Here is a 13,255-nt window from a genome sequence, read left to right as displayed (position 1 = left end):
CTTTTTCAAGAATTCCTGTTAAATGGTAGGTTTTATGTCAAAATGAAAGGTAGAAATCGATGAGGAGTGGTCAATATGAAAGAAACGATATTAGCAATGAAGCTGAAAGAATATAGAGAAAAAAACAAGCTAACGCAAAGTATGCTAGCAGAATTATTAGAAGTAAGTGACAAGACAATCTCAAAATGGGAGTTAGGTGCTACCTACCCTAGCAAAAAAAATATGATCAAAATAGCCGAAGAATTGGATATCTCATTAGAAACATTACTTTTGGAAGAAACTAAGAAAGACAATGATGATTTAAAAGTAAGTATCAAGTATGGGGTGATTAGTTTTTGCTTGCTCTTTTTTGTCACGATGATCGTTACTTCGTTCAATCAAGACTTCAGCACGATTATGAATCTTTCTATTCAAGAAAAATTTGGTGTACTTTTAAACACTGCTTTAAAATTATTGAGCATCTCGGTGCCGCCAGCGATCATCATTGGCTCCGTGTTTTATTTTTATATCTTCCCTAAAAATAAAAAAGAGAACGAACCATTTCCTCGGTTTCGACAGAAATGGTAGATTAGAGTATAGGAATCAAGTCATGGACAGAAAAACGCATTTTAGATAAAAAGAATGCTCAGTCTGGCTAGTGTGAAAAGCGCATAAATTTTATAAGAAGGGGAGAACAGGGTGGGATTCTTTGGTAAAAAGAAAGAAGTCAGAAATTTAACGAAGGAAGAAGAAGCAGAGATCAAAGAAGAAATGGCACGACAAATTCTTTCGAAAAACGAAAATGATATTGGCATGGTCAAGAAAATTAAAGTCCTGACAAACATGCGTACAGGACAAGCGAAAGACCTATTCCTGAAATTTAGGGATGAGTTAACCGAGAATTAATCGGATAGGGAATCAGATAGCGATTGCCCTTCAAGAAGGCGATATTTTGCTTATTATGTTTCTTTCAAAATTGAGATGAATAGAAAGGGAGAATAGATATGAAGAAAAAAAACTCTGAAAAATGGTATTTTTGGGTACTTGTTGTCATAATGGTTGTTGTCTTTTTCTATCTTACTAAGTAAAGAGAATGAATTTTCTTGAAAATAAACACTTACTAAGAATGACTATTTTTTAAGTTATGAATGGATGATGATTTTATGAAAAACGAATATGGATTTACCTTGATTTCAGTTTTAACTATGTTATCCATTAGATTATTATATTGATGAATGAAGCATCCAGAGACCCATTGTTTTCTGAATGCTTTTTTCATTTACAAATCATTCTTTGAGAATCCGGCTGTTGCGAAAAATCAGTGATAGTGTATTAGAATATATGATGAATTCTGTTGAAGGGTGCGTTCATTAAATGGCTCGGGCGATTAATTCCCTGTAGGGTTTCCATTAAAAGGACCACTTACAACGACTTTTCCCAACATATGGCCACTTTCGACATCTCTCGTTGCGCGCTTCAAATTTGCCGCGTTGATTCCATCCGAATAGACTTTGCTTAAGGTTGTTTTTAGTGTCCCTTCATTTGCTAAATCAGCAATCACTTTTAGCGCTTGTCCTTGTGTCTCGATTTGATAGTCGTGGTCTGTTTTAGCGAACATATACTCCCAATCAAAGCTAACAGAAAGGTTTTTCCATACACTTAAATCAAGGGGCTCGTGAAGGCCAACGATCGTGCCCACATGACCATAAGGTTTTACCAAATGGCTGATTTGATCAAAGTATTGGGTGATGTCAAACAAGACAGCGATATAGTCAACATTCGGAACGCCTAATTCTCGAAAGCTGTCCCTTAGGTCGTGATGGTAGTCTAAAGGGTGGTCAACCCCGGTTTTTTGAAGCCAGTCAAAATTTTTTGAACTAGCGGTAGCATACACTTCTAGACCTGCCCAATGAGCCAACTGATTCAGTATCGATCCGACGCCACCCGCACCATTGATGACGAGAATACTTTTCCCTTGATTGGCGTTTTCTTTAGGAATCAAGCCGAATTTTTCAAACAGCAATTCATAAGCGGTTAATGCAGTCAATGGGAATGCAGCAGCCTCTTCATCTGTTAAATTTTTAGGGGCTAGGGCAACGATCCGTTCATCGACTGCTTGATATTCTTGATTGCTTCCTGATCGAGTGGTGGTTCCTGCATAAAAGACCCGATCACCAACAGTAAATTTCATGACATCTTTTCCGACAGCGACCACTTCTCCGACCGCATCAAAACCTAAGATACGCAGGGCATTTCGCTTGCGAGTCGTTTGCCGTAATTTGGTGTCGACTGGATTGACCGAAACGGCTTTGATTTTTACTAATAAATCACGAGGGCCTGGAACAGGGATTCCTTCTTTTTGGTCAATAAAACTATGCGTAGATTCAATTGGCAGGCCTTCGAAAAAGCCTATTACATTCATCGTTTTCTGTTCTGACATCTTCATTCCTCCTTTTCTGGATAGAAAATCGCATTAGTTCTTTTACGTATTGCCCTCCCTTTGGATCAAGACCGGTTAGTTTGCTTTCGCAGGATTTTTTCCGATAAAAATGCGGAACAGACTGTAAGGCTTCTCTCTCAGGTCTTCTCCTTTGTGAAAACTAGCCTGCCGTTGCAGCTGGTTGGCGTTAAAATATAAGTATTGATCTGGTCCAATAGATAAAGTATCTGGCCATAAAATACGCGGATCGTGAGCCAAAGTCTCCATAGTACCATCCGTGTGAATCACACGAATGCTGTTGTTTTCATAGTCGCCAGCATAGATCGTTCCATCTTCTGCCGTAATCATGCCATCAGAGGCGCCTTTTTCGCCCCAATCTTTAACATGTGCTTCTAATGCGTGATCATCAATTTCTTTGTTGAAAATTTTATCGGTTTCAATTGAGTATAAATGTCGACTGGATAAAGGACTAAAAAACAAGGTTTTTCCGTCGGGAGAAATCGCTAGGCCGTCAGCTGCCACTTGCCAATGCGAAGTTGTTCCATCAGCCGAGCGATTTAACAAAATCTCGCCTTCAACTTTAGGAATAAAGGCTGGATCAACCGCGGTGGAGGGCGTGCCATCTAAAATACGGAATGCATCGCCAGTACCTAAATCGAGTACGATCAACGCACCAGGACCGGTAATAGAAGAATCGGTTATATAGGCTACCCCTTCAGAACCGCGGCGTAAATCAATTCGAACATCATTCAAATACGTAGAGTCTAGGACGACATCCGGTGAAAAAGTATAGACTTTGCGAATTTGATTAGTACTTAAATCCACAGCAACCAGTTTTGCCCCACCCTTAACAGGAACGGTGAATTTGGGTGCAGCGGTATCCAATACCCACAAAGTACCAGCACCATCAGCAACGATACTTTGTACACTTAGAAATCCGTTTTCCGGTTTTTGAGGATCAAATGTATTCGCTTCTTGGCTAGGATAAGGAATTAATTTGCCGTCTACTCGTTCAACGACTGTCGCGGTTACTTGGTCTCCCCATTCAGGAAAATTAATAAAGATTCTCCCGGTTTCCGATAAGCTAACGCCGGTAGGCATCGCATCATAAAATTCATGGACTTGTTCTAGTTTGCCAAAATAGTTTTCTTTTGCAGCATTCATTACGTATCTTCCTCTCTGAGCTTTCCCTATTTCACTTCGACTTCAAAGTTCACAACACCACGAGCTAGGACATGTCCAAAGGTATTAAAAATGAAAAAAGCTGGGGTAGAATCCTCAGGAATTTCAACTTTCTCAATAGCCAATGCCCAAACCGTTAAGAAGTAGTGATGAACACCATGACCTTTGGGCGGCGCAGCACCAATATATTTTTTCATGCGGGCATCATTTGGTAATTGAACGGCTCCCGGTGGCAGCTTTGCGTTATCGCTACTGCCGGCTCCTTGTGATAATTCCTCTACAGAAGCGGGGATATTCATGACTGCCCAATGCCAAAATCCTGATCCAGTTGGTGCATCAGGGTCGTATAAGGTAACCGCATAGCTTTTCGTATTGCTTGGTGCACCGGTCCAGTGAAGCTCTGGTGAAATATCTTGTCCATCCTCAATCCCAAAATCACCAGACATAAATTTTTTATCCATAAGTTTCCCGTCAACAATGTCCTTACTGGTCACGTGAAACGCTGGCACGTCTTGTAATCCTAAAAATGGATCGTTCATACTATCTCCTCCTTGAAACGTGTTTTTGTAACAAGGATAGCGTAATCCTCGGTCAATGAAATGTAAATTAGGGAATTTTTTTATACCACAATTAGAGGTGAACGAGTGTAAACTGACTTAAGAAGCCTGCTTGCCAGTCTTTATCCGATTTCAAATGGACTTGACCGTAATCAACTAGCCAACCATGAAAGTTTTGAGCTTGTTCATTGGTAAATGTATCTGGTAATTCGATCATATTTTGAAGGGTGAGGTAAGTAAGCGGCTCATTTAGGCCTAAGCGACTAAAAATTCGTTGTGCGTATTTATCAGCGATAAACACGACCTTATTAAACACAAAAACCATTAGTACATCTGCCGTTTCATAGCCAACACCATAGATAGCTAGCAACTCTTTTCGTAACTCAGCCTGTTCTTTTTTCTGTAGAATACCGATATCATAGTTGTAGCGCTGAAACCAAGAAAAGATTTCTTTTATCGCGCGGGATTTATTTTTGTAGAAACCACTGGGCCGAATCAGATCCTGAAGAAGGAACTGATCAATTTCTGCCAATCTTTTCGGAGAAAATCCAATCTCTCTTCTGATGTTTGCTAAGGAATAGGCCACATTTTTCCAATTGGTATTTTGAACCAAAATTGATCCGACAACGATTTCCCATGGATTTTCTGTATCCCACCACGTTGAATGTTCCATTGATGTGCTTAATGCTTCATATAATTCTTCAATATTTTCAATCTTTTTCACGTTAAAAACCTCATTTTTACTAGCAGTCGCGATCAATTGCAAGTTAAACATTCTTCTTCAAGTAATCCCGCGTTTTTGTGATTAAAATCTTCGCCCCAGCGATACAATAATTCAATGATCTCTTTTAAAGAGTAGCCATAATCGGTCATTCCATACACAACCTGTAATGGTTTTTCCTGAACGACCTTACGATAGATCAATCCATCCTTTTCTAAATCTTTCAACTGCAAAGAGACCATTCTTCTAGTGATGCCAGGAATCAGCTTTTGTAGTTCGTTATAGCGAAGTGACCCATCAAACATCAAATGATATAAGATAACGCTTTTCCAACGACCTGAAATCATTTGTAAAGTCGATTCGACCGCGCAGCCATGTTCGCAATTGTATATTTTTCTTGTCATCTTCCGTTGTCTCCTTTTCCGTATGTCTGAGAGTATCATAAGGATTTACTTACTATTTGTAAAACAATTCATCTCCTAATCGTAAGAAGGCAATAAGAAATAGACGTATAAAAAAATTCCCTAATGTACAACTCTTTCTTTTGAATCTATAGTACACGAGTAAGCAAATTTATTACCTTTACAGTTATCTCAAGTAATCCTAATAAACAACTTGCAAAAAACATTTAGGAGAGATTTATTATGAATAAGAACGGTGCAGACTTGATTGTAGATACATTGATTAAAAATGGTGTGGAATATGTCTTTCAATTGCCAGGCGGCAAGTTGGGTCCGTTATTAATGGCTTTGAAAAAACGTGAAGAGATTAAAGTTGTTACGGTAAGACATGAACAAAATGCTGGTTTCATGGCACAAGGAATTGGGCGCATGACTGGTAAACCTGGTGTAGTGATGACTACGTCAGGACCGGGGGCTTTGAATTTGGTCACGCCCTTAGCTACGGCGACTTCTGATGGTGACCCGGTATTGGCTATTGCCGGACAAGTTCCACAAGCGAAGTTAGTAACACCGTATCCTCAAAATCCTAATATTTCTGGCGTAATGAATGATTCAACGATTACTAAATATGCCAAGGAAATTCAGCATACCGATGCCCTTGCGGATGAAGTAGCGAATGCGTATGTCTCAAGTATCAATGGCAATCCCGGGGCCGTTTTTATGGATATTCCAGGTAATATTCTGTTAGCTGAGACCACTAAATCTGGTTTGGCTTTTTCGACCTTAGTGAATCAATTGGACAATACGATTAGTGACGAAGCTGCCATTCTTAGTGCAGTTGAGAAAATCAAAGCGGTAAAACGCCCAGTTATTATCGTTGGTGCTCGGGCAGCCGATGATAATGCGGCGGCTGCCATTCAAGGGTTCGTTAAAAAAACGGGAATTCCGGTCGTGGAGACGTTCGAAGCTACAGGTCTATTGACGCATGAGTTTTCCCAAAACTATGTGGGTCGAGTGGGGCTGTTTAATAACCTGCCTGGGGATGAACTGGTTTTTAACAGTGATTTAGTGATTACATTGGGATTAAATTTGGTTGAATACTGGGCTTCTGTTTGGAATACCGATAACAAGCGCATTATTGATATTGATACTGTAGTGGATCATTTAGATGAAACTTATCTCCCTGACACCATCCTCTTAGGCAATATCGCAAAAAATCTAAAAAATATTACCAATAGCATAACGGAACAAGCCATTACGGATGAGTGGAAAATGGTGGTTCATGACTTGCAAGAAAAATTGACAGCGAAGAAAAAAGTACCCAGCCAAACACCTGAGGATGCACTACATCCATTGGAAATTGTTGACTCTTTGCAAAAAATAATCGAGGCTCATCCAAATACGACCGTTGTTATGGATGGAGGAAGTCATGAAGTGTGGCTGGGTTCGTACCTAAATGTGTATCGGCCAAAACATTTCTTAATGTCTGATGGGGAACAAACCTTAGGCGTCGGTCTTCCTTGGGCGATTTCAGCAGCACTGTTACGTCCAGAGGAAAAGATTTTGTCTTCAGGTGGGGATGGCAGCTTTATGTTTTCCTCACAAGAATTAGCTACAGTAGCCCATTACAATTTGAATATTGTGCAAGTAATCTGGGTGGATAAAGAATACAACATGGTTGAATTCCAACAAGAACTAGACTATAACGGACAAAAAGAAGGGGTCGATATCGATTATATTGGGTATAAAGAAATGGCTGAAAGCTACGGTATTAAAGCAGTTCGTGTACGTTCCAAAGAAGCTTTAGATGCTGCGCTGAAGGAAGCGTACGCTACGAGTGAACCAAGAGTGATTGAAATGATCGAAGACAATCATGAGAATATTCATTTACGAGATAAAGAACCGTTTAAAAAGTACTGAGTCTTTCTACTATGGGCCACAAAACATGTGTTAGAAAAGAATGGCAATGCACCTTTACTACGTTAAAGAAAAGAAAGTTCTTTTTACAATAAAAACAGTGCCTGACTAAAAATATGAAGTGGAATTTTTAGAGAATCCAGGACAGAAGTCTTTAATAAAATGCCGTTGGTAAGGACGATGATTCGTTTGCTGCTAGCGGTATTTTTGTTAGCATCTCCTCTGATTTTTTCGGAGAAAAGGTCTGCCAATTCGGCACTGTCTTAAAAAAGCACATCGATACTCTAAATACGGTGGATAGCGGTGATTTGGATACGTGTTTCTAGTCTTCATAGAGGCAGATTTCAAGTAAGTCGAATGAAGGAAATTAAGCACTTCCTATGTTGTTTGATGGAAGAATTATTAGTGAGGAGACTCCTTTTTCCAGCTAAGGAATGACTTCTATAGGATGGTTTCCTTGTTAATTGTTGTAAGTATAATGTGTAAAAATATTTTAAGTTTCTTTTTTTAATGATTGATATGTATAATAAGATGGTAAAGCAATAAAGTGTATGCTGAAAAGAGGTCTCTTATGAAAAAATTTGCACTCGGCGTTTTTTGTTTCAGTCTTTTTATCACGGTCGTTGGCTTTTTTTTACAAACGATTTTGATTCCTATTCAAGATTTTGACACAATAAGCCAAGAAGAGCTTAAGAATATCCAACTTGATCTTGCTATTAATTATCCATTAGGAACTGGTATGCTCTATGTCGGACTTCCTTTGTTAGTATGCTCGAGTGGTTATTTGGTTTATTGTTATTTTAGAGATAGGAAGAACTGAAAGAAGAGTAAAACTATCTGGAGTATAAAGCTTTCGTTCATTAGGAGGGATAAGTTGAAAAGAGGGTTATTTTTATTGTTTTATGTCCTATGGAAGGGGCTAGCAATACGTGGCATTCCTTCTTTTTATGCAAGATATTTGATGAGTTATAATCATTTCGGAGTAAAACTATTGTTCGTTTTACTTGGTATCCTTCTTTTCCGTAACTATTTAGTAGAGAGTTATAAAAAGATAAATAAAATTGCGCTAATAAAAATCGGTCTCATCGTACCTACTAGTATTATCCTCACTATCGGTTTAATTAATATTCTTTTATTTCGTGATCTCAATGCGTTGATTTTTGTTTATCTCTCCGATCAAAGAACCCTTCCATTTGTATTCGATGTACTTTTGCTAGCACCTGTTTTCGAGGAAATGCTTTATCGCTATACACTGATTTATGTTGGAGAAAAACGATGGTTGAGAATCATCACTGCTGTCGGAAGCCTCTTGCTTTTTACTGAAAGTCATATCGTAAATGTGAACGGGAATCTTTTTGCTCTTTTTCCCTACTTTGTCATAGGGTTTTATTTGACGATCACCTATTTACGTAGGGGAAATATTTGGGAATCCATTTTTGCACATAGCTTCTATAATTTCGTTGTGATGGCAGCAGCTATCTTGATCTAAAGATTTCTTCTTAATGTTTCCTCTTAATAGTAGAAGAATTGGGGGCAATTTATCTATTATGTACGTATAGAATCTCTAAAACATATTTGGTGAAAGTACATTTGAGAGGTCAGAGAAGCGTCTTAGGCATGTTGTTTTGTACAGTTCTTATCTACGAATGTCTGTCCTTCGTCATTTTTTAGATCATCATTTAGGTTCCACTGCTAAATATGAAAAGCAACTCCTTGTTCAAAGATGACTCACTGGCCCTATTTCCAAGAACATTGTCATACTGACAAAGAAAAGTGACGACATACAATTCAGTAAGAACTAATACAAGTCCGCTTCCTTTTGCAATGTGAGCGGACTTGTATTGGTTTTCTTCAATAAAAACCTATTAACTTTCAGTATCTAACATCCGCTCCATAAACCATTCCACTTGTTGGGGGGCATCGTGGTCAAAGAATGCGGACTCTTTTTTATCTAAAGCGGCTATTTTTTCAATGTCTTCTTGGGAAAGCTCAAAGTCAAAAATAGCAATGTTTTCAGCCATCCGTTCTGGACGAACTGTTTTTGCTAAAGCGACAATCCCTCTTTGCATCAACCAGCGAAGAACAACTTGACCAACCGTTTTGCCATATTGCTTGCCAATTTCTGCTAATGTCGGATTGGTAAATAGGTCATGGCGTCCTTCTGCAAAGGGAGCCCAAGCTTCAACTTGGACGTCATATTTTTCATGCCATTCCTGATCTTCCGCTCGTTGATTCCAAGGGTTCACTTCGATTTGATTGATTTGAGGTTTCGCCTCATTCAAGCCGACAAACTCGATCATCTTAGCTGATTTGAAATTTGAAACGCCAATTGCACGTAATTTTCCTGTTTTTTGAGCAGCAACCATTGAGCGCCAAGCACCATAAATATCTCCATATGGTTGGTGAATAAGGTAGAGATCAAGATAAGTTAATCCCATTGTTTCAAGCGAATGTTCAATCGTTTCTTTCGCTTTATCTTCGGAAGCTTGGAGAATAAATAATTTAGAGGTAACAAAAAGTTCTTCTCGAGTGACTAGACCTTCAGTGATGGCGCGCTTGATTCCCTCGCCTGTTTCTGTTTCATTTCCATAAATAGAAGCAGTGTCGATCAGTCGATACCCAGCTTTGATTGCTTGGTAAACAGCTTCTGCTGTTTCTTCCAAAGGTATTTGATAAACGCCAAATCCTAGTTGCGGCATGGTGACACCATTATTGAGTGTGATTGTTTGCATAATGTTTCCTCCTCTAATTTTCATTGCATGTTCTATCCTAAACCTTGGAGTTAAGTCCATAGCAAGTGAAAGATGTTACTTTTTTCGTTCCCATAATTTTTCCACTTTATCAGGGGTCATATTTCCTGCTTTAAATTTTGCGATATGCTCATCATACGTTTCTATCTTATAAATAAGTAGGTCTCTTACTTCCTGCATTGCTGCTAACTTTTTCTCTAATTCTTCGAGTTGATCGGCTAAAATCTGTTTCTGAGCTGTTTCGACGTTTTGACTTTCACGTACTTGTGCCAATTGAGCAAATTCAATTAGCGATTCGATCGACAATCCTGCATTTCGTAAATGTTTTGCTAAATAGATCCAGTTTAGATCATTTGTTGTGTACACCCGATAGCCACTCTCATTGCGTTGGACAGGTGGAATCACACCGACTCGTTCATAATAGCGCAATGTGTCTACGCTCAAATCAAACATTTCCGCTGCTTTTTTTATATTCATCGTTGGTTCTCCTTATCTTTTCTATAAGTAATCATAAACCCTGAAGTGGACTCTAGGGCAAGTGGTTTAAAATCGTTTATTGAAAAGAATATATTTTGTTCGTTATGGCGACTATTCGGGAAGAAAAAGCTACAAGCATTTTTATTTCAACAGAATGATTTGAGAAATCATCAGTATTGAAAGCTCCTTTCTTAGTGTGTTTCAAAGCAAGTCATACTCTCTTAGAATTGATTGTTTCGTTATCTATTTGAGCGAGGCAGTTTTTATCCATAGATTTTAAATAAATCCATCTCATGTTATGATGATGTTGAAAATTCTTAACTTGGATCAATGAAACAGCGATTCTTGTTATGAAAAACGAAAATAAGCTGATGAGAGTGTGACTATCCATGAATATAAAAGAAGTAAGTAGTATGAATCAAAAGTTAGAGCAACAATTAATTGAAGTATGGGAGAGTTCTGTTAAGGCGACGCACACCTTTTTGTCAGAGACCGAAATCCAAGCCATTAAGCAATACATTCCAGAGGCATTGCATCATGTGCCACATTTGATTATCGTAGAAAGTGAAAATGGAGAGCCAGCTGGCTTCATGGGGATCTCGGATCGAAATCTTGAAATGCTTTTTATAGCAAATGAACAAAGAGGCAAGGGACTAGGAAGAAAACTCTTGGCATACGGGATGGAAAACTATTCTGTAAATGAACTGGGAGTAAATGAACAGAATCCTCAGGCGAAAGGATTTTATGAGCATATGGGATTTGAGGTATACAAAAGAAGCGAGTTAGACGAACAAGGAAACCCTTATCCAATTCTTTATATGAAGAAAGTTGATAACAAGTAGCTGTTAAAAATTATTTGCGTTTGCGGGAAATATGTAAGAAGGAGTCGAGACATATATAGCTAGTCACGACCCCTTCTTTGATTGCTATTATCCTTATTAATAAGTAAAGTAAGGATCAAATGATTTTCTCTTAACTAGCTTTCTCTTCTTTTTTTATCTCTTCTTTTTTCTGATTTGAAAATGGTGTATCAGTCTCTTCAGGTAAGATGATTGGTGGATGATGGGAATGCTGATTACTTCCACACATGGTGATGATTTGTTCTTTTGAAGCTTCAGAGATTACTTTCATTGTATACCTCTCCTTTCTTTTATATTTCCAGATGACATAAGGTAGGCCTATATCATCTAAATTCATGATTTATTTAACTGAATTAGCTCATCAAATGAACCTAGAAATTCCTGATTTGTTGAGTGAGTAACGACAATGATTATTTTATCTGTAAGTGAGCAGATTAAGTCACTGATAATCATCTCGTTTATACTGTCTAGACCAGATGTTGGTTCGTCAAAAAGAATAACATCGGAATCTTTAAAGATTGCCCGAGCAATCTCAAGCCGTCTAAGCTCGCCGCCAGAAAGAAAGTTTATCCATGTATTATCTTGCGTATCGGTTAAATCATTGTTATCAAAGCGATCATCTAATCCACTTCGTTTTAAAACATCAACGATTTTTTCAAGTTCGTATTCACTAAAAATAGAAACGTTGTAAGCAATACTCGTCTGGAAGATAGCAGTTTTTTGTTGGACAAGTGCAACTTTCTCATAAAGGGAGTCTCTAGATAGCTGATTCATCTCTTGCTGGTCAACCAATACTTGATGATCGTCGATAGGGTAAATTCCCGCTAAAATATTCAATAGTGTCGACTTCCCGCTACCGCTTGCGCCAGTGATAGCATATTTTTTTCCACGCTCAAATGTTTGAGTAAAACCATTAAAAATCAAACGATTTCCATGATGGAAATGCAGATTTTCAATCGATAAAGTATTTATTGGTTCTGCAAGTTCAAGTGAGCGATTGGGCTCATCATCATCGGTACCATCAATGAAAGCTATAAGATCGTCCGCGACCTTCTTGCTCGCTAAAATATCTGTAACTGAAGTACTGAAATACTCTAACGGACCGGCAATCGTACTCATTAGTGTAGTCATCGCAATAAGATCGGGAATGGTGATTATTTTGGCAGCAACAAAGAAACCACCAACGATCCATGTCCCTGAATAGGCAAGATCCCCAAGTCCAAAAGAAATTGCATAAGTCAGTCCTTGTAAGGTTTCAAAAGTGATACTTTCCTTTTTTAATCGTTCACTACTGTTAGTAAAAATTTTCGTATATGTTGGAAAACCTTTGCCGACACGTAAGGTCAGGTATCCTGAGAGAAGTTGGTCAAATAAACTAAGTGTACGATCTTGCTCCAGAACAACGGACTTGCGACGATCACTAAGGATTCGCTTAGCGAAATAAGGGGCTAGCAAAGGACTAAAAGCTAAGAGCAGCATAATCAATGAAAAAGAAGTGTTTAATTTTAGTGTGAATAAAAGAGAGAATAGAAAGGTAAAAATGCTTAAAATCAGTCCAAATCCGGGCTTTAAAAATTCTAATTCAACGACTTTCATTTCATTTGCCAACTTTGAGAGATACTCGTTTTTCTCATTTTTAAGAAATAGTACCGGATTCATTCGAACGATTTTCTGCGAGAGACTCTCTCTCAGTTGATTCATTATTGATTGAACTAAGACGGATTTACTTCTTCTTGGAATAAAATCGCTCATCGTGTTCAATAAGATGTAAAAGAAGGCGAATATACCAATAAATAAAAGTCTTTTTACATCTCCTGACATAGCAACCTCGGTGATTTGTCTATACACCAAAGCAACCCCAACTTGAATGAGCGCTGCCATTGCGCATAAAATCACATGCAAAAAGAAAAGTGGTTGGTTTCTTTTTAATATTTTTTTCATTCTCTCCCTCCTATGTAAAAACTATATCAC

The 13,255-nt window shown here is 38.2% G+C and carries 15 protein-coding genes; 6 read left to right on the top strand and 9 right to left on the bottom strand.

Translation table 11 applies throughout. The features are described 5' to 3' along the window. The first annotated feature begins 75 nt into the window (after window positions 1–75). Both IGJ74_RS17025 and IGJ74_RS17020 read left to right on the top strand, forming a co-directional pair. The gene (locus IGJ74_RS17025; RefSeq protein WP_005233169.1) at window positions 76–567 is read left to right on the top strand and encodes a helix-turn-helix domain-containing protein; all 492 of its coding nucleotides are present in this window, start codon (window positions 76–78) and stop codon (window positions 565–567) included. A 111-nt stretch (window positions 568–678) separates the two neighbouring features. Then, the gene (locus tag IGJ74_RS17020) at window positions 679–885 is read left to right on the top strand and encodes a hypothetical protein (protein WP_005233172.1); all 207 of its coding nucleotides are present in this window, start codon (window positions 679–681) and stop codon (window positions 883–885) included. A gap of 481 nt (window positions 886–1,366) precedes the next feature. Here IGJ74_RS17020 and IGJ74_RS17015 read toward each other — a convergent pair whose 3' ends face one another. From IGJ74_RS17015 to IGJ74_RS16995, 5 genes are all read right to left on the bottom strand, one after another. Next, on the bottom strand, window positions 1,367–2,419 hold the full coding sequence (locus tag IGJ74_RS17015) for a zinc-binding alcohol dehydrogenase family protein (protein WP_008380297.1): 1,053 nt from the start codon (window positions 2,417–2,419) through the stop codon (window positions 1,367–1,369). 75 nt (window positions 2,420–2,494) lie between these two features. After that, window positions 2,495–3,583, bottom strand: a complete 1,089-nt coding sequence (locus IGJ74_RS17010; RefSeq protein WP_005233176.1) for an L-dopachrome tautomerase-related protein — start codon at window positions 3,581–3,583, stop codon at window positions 2,495–2,497. A 26-nt stretch (window positions 3,584–3,609) separates the two neighbouring features. Beyond that, window positions 3,610–4,140, bottom strand: a complete 531-nt coding sequence (locus IGJ74_RS17005; RefSeq protein ID WP_005233187.1) for a YbhB/YbcL family Raf kinase inhibitor-like protein — start codon at window positions 4,138–4,140, stop codon at window positions 3,610–3,612. Window positions 4,141–4,231: 91 nt separating this feature from the next. Then, on the bottom strand, window positions 4,232–4,933 hold the full coding sequence (locus tag IGJ74_RS17000) for an endonuclease III domain-containing protein (protein ID WP_005233189.1): 702 nt from the start codon (window positions 4,931–4,933) through the stop codon (window positions 4,232–4,234). Beyond that, the gene (locus IGJ74_RS16995; RefSeq protein ID WP_008380292.1) at window positions 4,915–5,283 is read right to left on the bottom strand and encodes a winged helix-turn-helix transcriptional regulator; all 369 of its coding nucleotides are present in this window, start codon (window positions 5,281–5,283) and stop codon (window positions 4,915–4,917) included. Before IGJ74_RS16995 ends, IGJ74_RS17000 begins: the two co-directional genes overlap by 19 nt. Window positions 5,284–5,523: 240 nt before the next feature. On the opposite strand from IGJ74_RS16995, the gene alsS reads away from it, so the two are divergent. The 3 genes from alsS to IGJ74_RS16980 all read left to right on the top strand — a co-directional run bounded on the left by alsS (window position 5,524) and on the right by IGJ74_RS16980 (window position 8,686). Continuing rightward, window positions 5,524–7,200: an acetolactate synthase AlsS gene (gene alsS, locus IGJ74_RS16990; protein ID WP_430608619.1), complete on the top strand. Its 1,677-nt coding sequence runs from the start codon at window positions 5,524–5,526 to the stop codon at window positions 7,198–7,200. A 568-nt stretch (window positions 7,201–7,768) separates the two neighbouring features. Continuing rightward, window positions 7,769–8,017 (top strand): hypothetical protein, encoded by a 249-nt coding sequence (locus IGJ74_RS16985; RefSeq protein WP_008380289.1) that lies wholly within the window; start codon window positions 7,769–7,771, stop codon window positions 8,015–8,017. A 54-nt stretch (window positions 8,018–8,071) separates the two neighbouring features. Next, window positions 8,072–8,686: a CPBP family intramembrane glutamic endopeptidase gene (locus IGJ74_RS16980; RefSeq protein WP_008380288.1), complete on the top strand. Its 615-nt coding sequence runs from the start codon at window positions 8,072–8,074 to the stop codon at window positions 8,684–8,686. A gap of 376 nt (window positions 8,687–9,062) precedes the next feature. Here IGJ74_RS16980 and IGJ74_RS16975 read toward each other — a convergent pair whose 3' ends face one another. Beyond that, window positions 9,063–9,929 carry an aldo/keto reductase gene (locus IGJ74_RS16975; protein ID WP_008380285.1) on the bottom strand — a complete coding sequence of 289 codons (867 nt, stop codon included), beginning with the start codon at window positions 9,927–9,929 and terminating at the stop codon, window positions 9,063–9,065. Between the two features lie 75 nt (window positions 9,930–10,004). Further along, on the bottom strand, window positions 10,005–10,424 hold the full coding sequence (locus tag IGJ74_RS16970) for a MerR family transcriptional regulator (RefSeq protein ID WP_005233209.1): 420 nt from the start codon (window positions 10,422–10,424) through the stop codon (window positions 10,005–10,007). Window positions 10,425–10,813: 389 nt separating this feature from the next. On the opposite strand from IGJ74_RS16970, the gene IGJ74_RS16965 reads away from it, so the two are divergent. Next, entirely contained in the window at window positions 10,814–11,266 is a 453-nt protein-coding gene (locus tag IGJ74_RS16965) for a GNAT family N-acetyltransferase (RefSeq protein ID WP_005230546.1), read from the top strand. A 130-nt stretch (window positions 11,267–11,396) separates the two neighbouring features. On the opposite strand, the gene IGJ74_RS16960 is transcribed toward IGJ74_RS16965, so the two are convergent. Together IGJ74_RS16960 and IGJ74_RS16955 are read right to left on the bottom strand one after the other, a co-directional pair. Then, entirely contained in the window at window positions 11,397–11,555 is a 159-nt protein-coding gene (locus tag IGJ74_RS16960; protein WP_008380281.1) for a hypothetical protein, read from the bottom strand. 62 nt (window positions 11,556–11,617) lie between these two features. Continuing rightward, window positions 11,618–13,225 carry an ATP-binding cassette domain-containing protein gene (locus tag IGJ74_RS16955; RefSeq protein ID WP_005233211.1) on the bottom strand — a complete coding sequence of 536 codons (1,608 nt, stop codon included), beginning with the start codon at window positions 13,223–13,225 and terminating at the stop codon, window positions 11,618–11,620. Between the last annotated feature and the right edge of the window lie 30 nt (window positions 13,226–13,255).

This window comes from Enterococcus sp. AZ009 (assembly GCF_050548785.1).
GTDB lineage: Bacteria > Bacillota > Bacilli > Lactobacillales > Enterococcaceae > Enterococcus_D > Enterococcus_D entomosocium.
Note: the sequence above shows the minus strand (reverse complement) of the source record. Positions and strands in the feature narration are given on the sequence as shown.

What these genes read in the sequence shown, in the direction of transcription:
- IGJ74_RS17025 (WP_005233169.1), top strand. Translation starts at nt 76, where the DNA reads ATGAAAGAAACGATATTAGCAATGAAGCTGAAAGAATATAGAGAAAAA.
- IGJ74_RS17015 (WP_008380297.1), bottom strand. Translation starts at nt 2,419, where the DNA reads ATGTCAGAACAGAAAACGATGAATGTAATAGGCTTTTTCGAAGGCCTG.
- IGJ74_RS17010 (WP_005233176.1), bottom strand. Translation starts at nt 3,583, where the DNA reads ATGAATGCTGCAAAAGAAAACTATTTTGGCAAACTAGAACAAGTCCAT.
- IGJ74_RS17005 (WP_005233187.1), bottom strand. Translation starts at nt 4,140, where the DNA reads ATGAACGATCCATTTTTAGGATTACAAGACGTGCCAGCGTTTCACGTG.
- IGJ74_RS17000 (WP_005233189.1), bottom strand. Translation starts at nt 4,933, where the DNA reads ATGTTTAACTTGCAATTGATCGCGACTGCTAGTAAAAATGAGGTTTTT.
- IGJ74_RS16995 (WP_008380292.1), bottom strand. Translation starts at nt 5,283, where the DNA reads ATGACAAGAAAAATATACAATTGCGAACATGGCTGCGCGGTCGAATCG.
- alsS (WP_430608619.1), top strand. Translation starts at nt 5,524, where the DNA reads ATGAATAAGAACGGTGCAGACTTGATTGTAGATACATTGATTAAAAAT.
- IGJ74_RS16985 (WP_008380289.1), top strand. Translation starts at nt 7,769, where the DNA reads ATGAAAAAATTTGCACTCGGCGTTTTTTGTTTCAGTCTTTTTATCACG.
- IGJ74_RS16975 (WP_008380285.1), bottom strand. Translation starts at nt 9,929, where the DNA reads ATGCAAACAATCACACTCAATAATGGTGTCACCATGCCGCAACTAGGA.
- IGJ74_RS16970 (WP_005233209.1), bottom strand. Translation starts at nt 10,424, where the DNA reads ATGAATATAAAAAAAGCAGCGGAAATGTTTGATTTGAGCGTAGACACA.
- IGJ74_RS16965 (WP_005230546.1), top strand. Translation starts at nt 10,814, where the DNA reads ATGAATATAAAAGAAGTAAGTAGTATGAATCAAAAGTTAGAGCAACAA.
- IGJ74_RS16960 (WP_008380281.1), bottom strand. Translation starts at nt 11,555, where the DNA reads ATGAAAGTAATCTCTGAAGCTTCAAAAGAACAAATCATCACCATGTGT.
- IGJ74_RS16955 (WP_005233211.1), bottom strand. Translation starts at nt 13,225, where the DNA reads ATGAAAAAAATATTAAAAAGAAACCAACCACTTTTCTTTTTGCATGTG.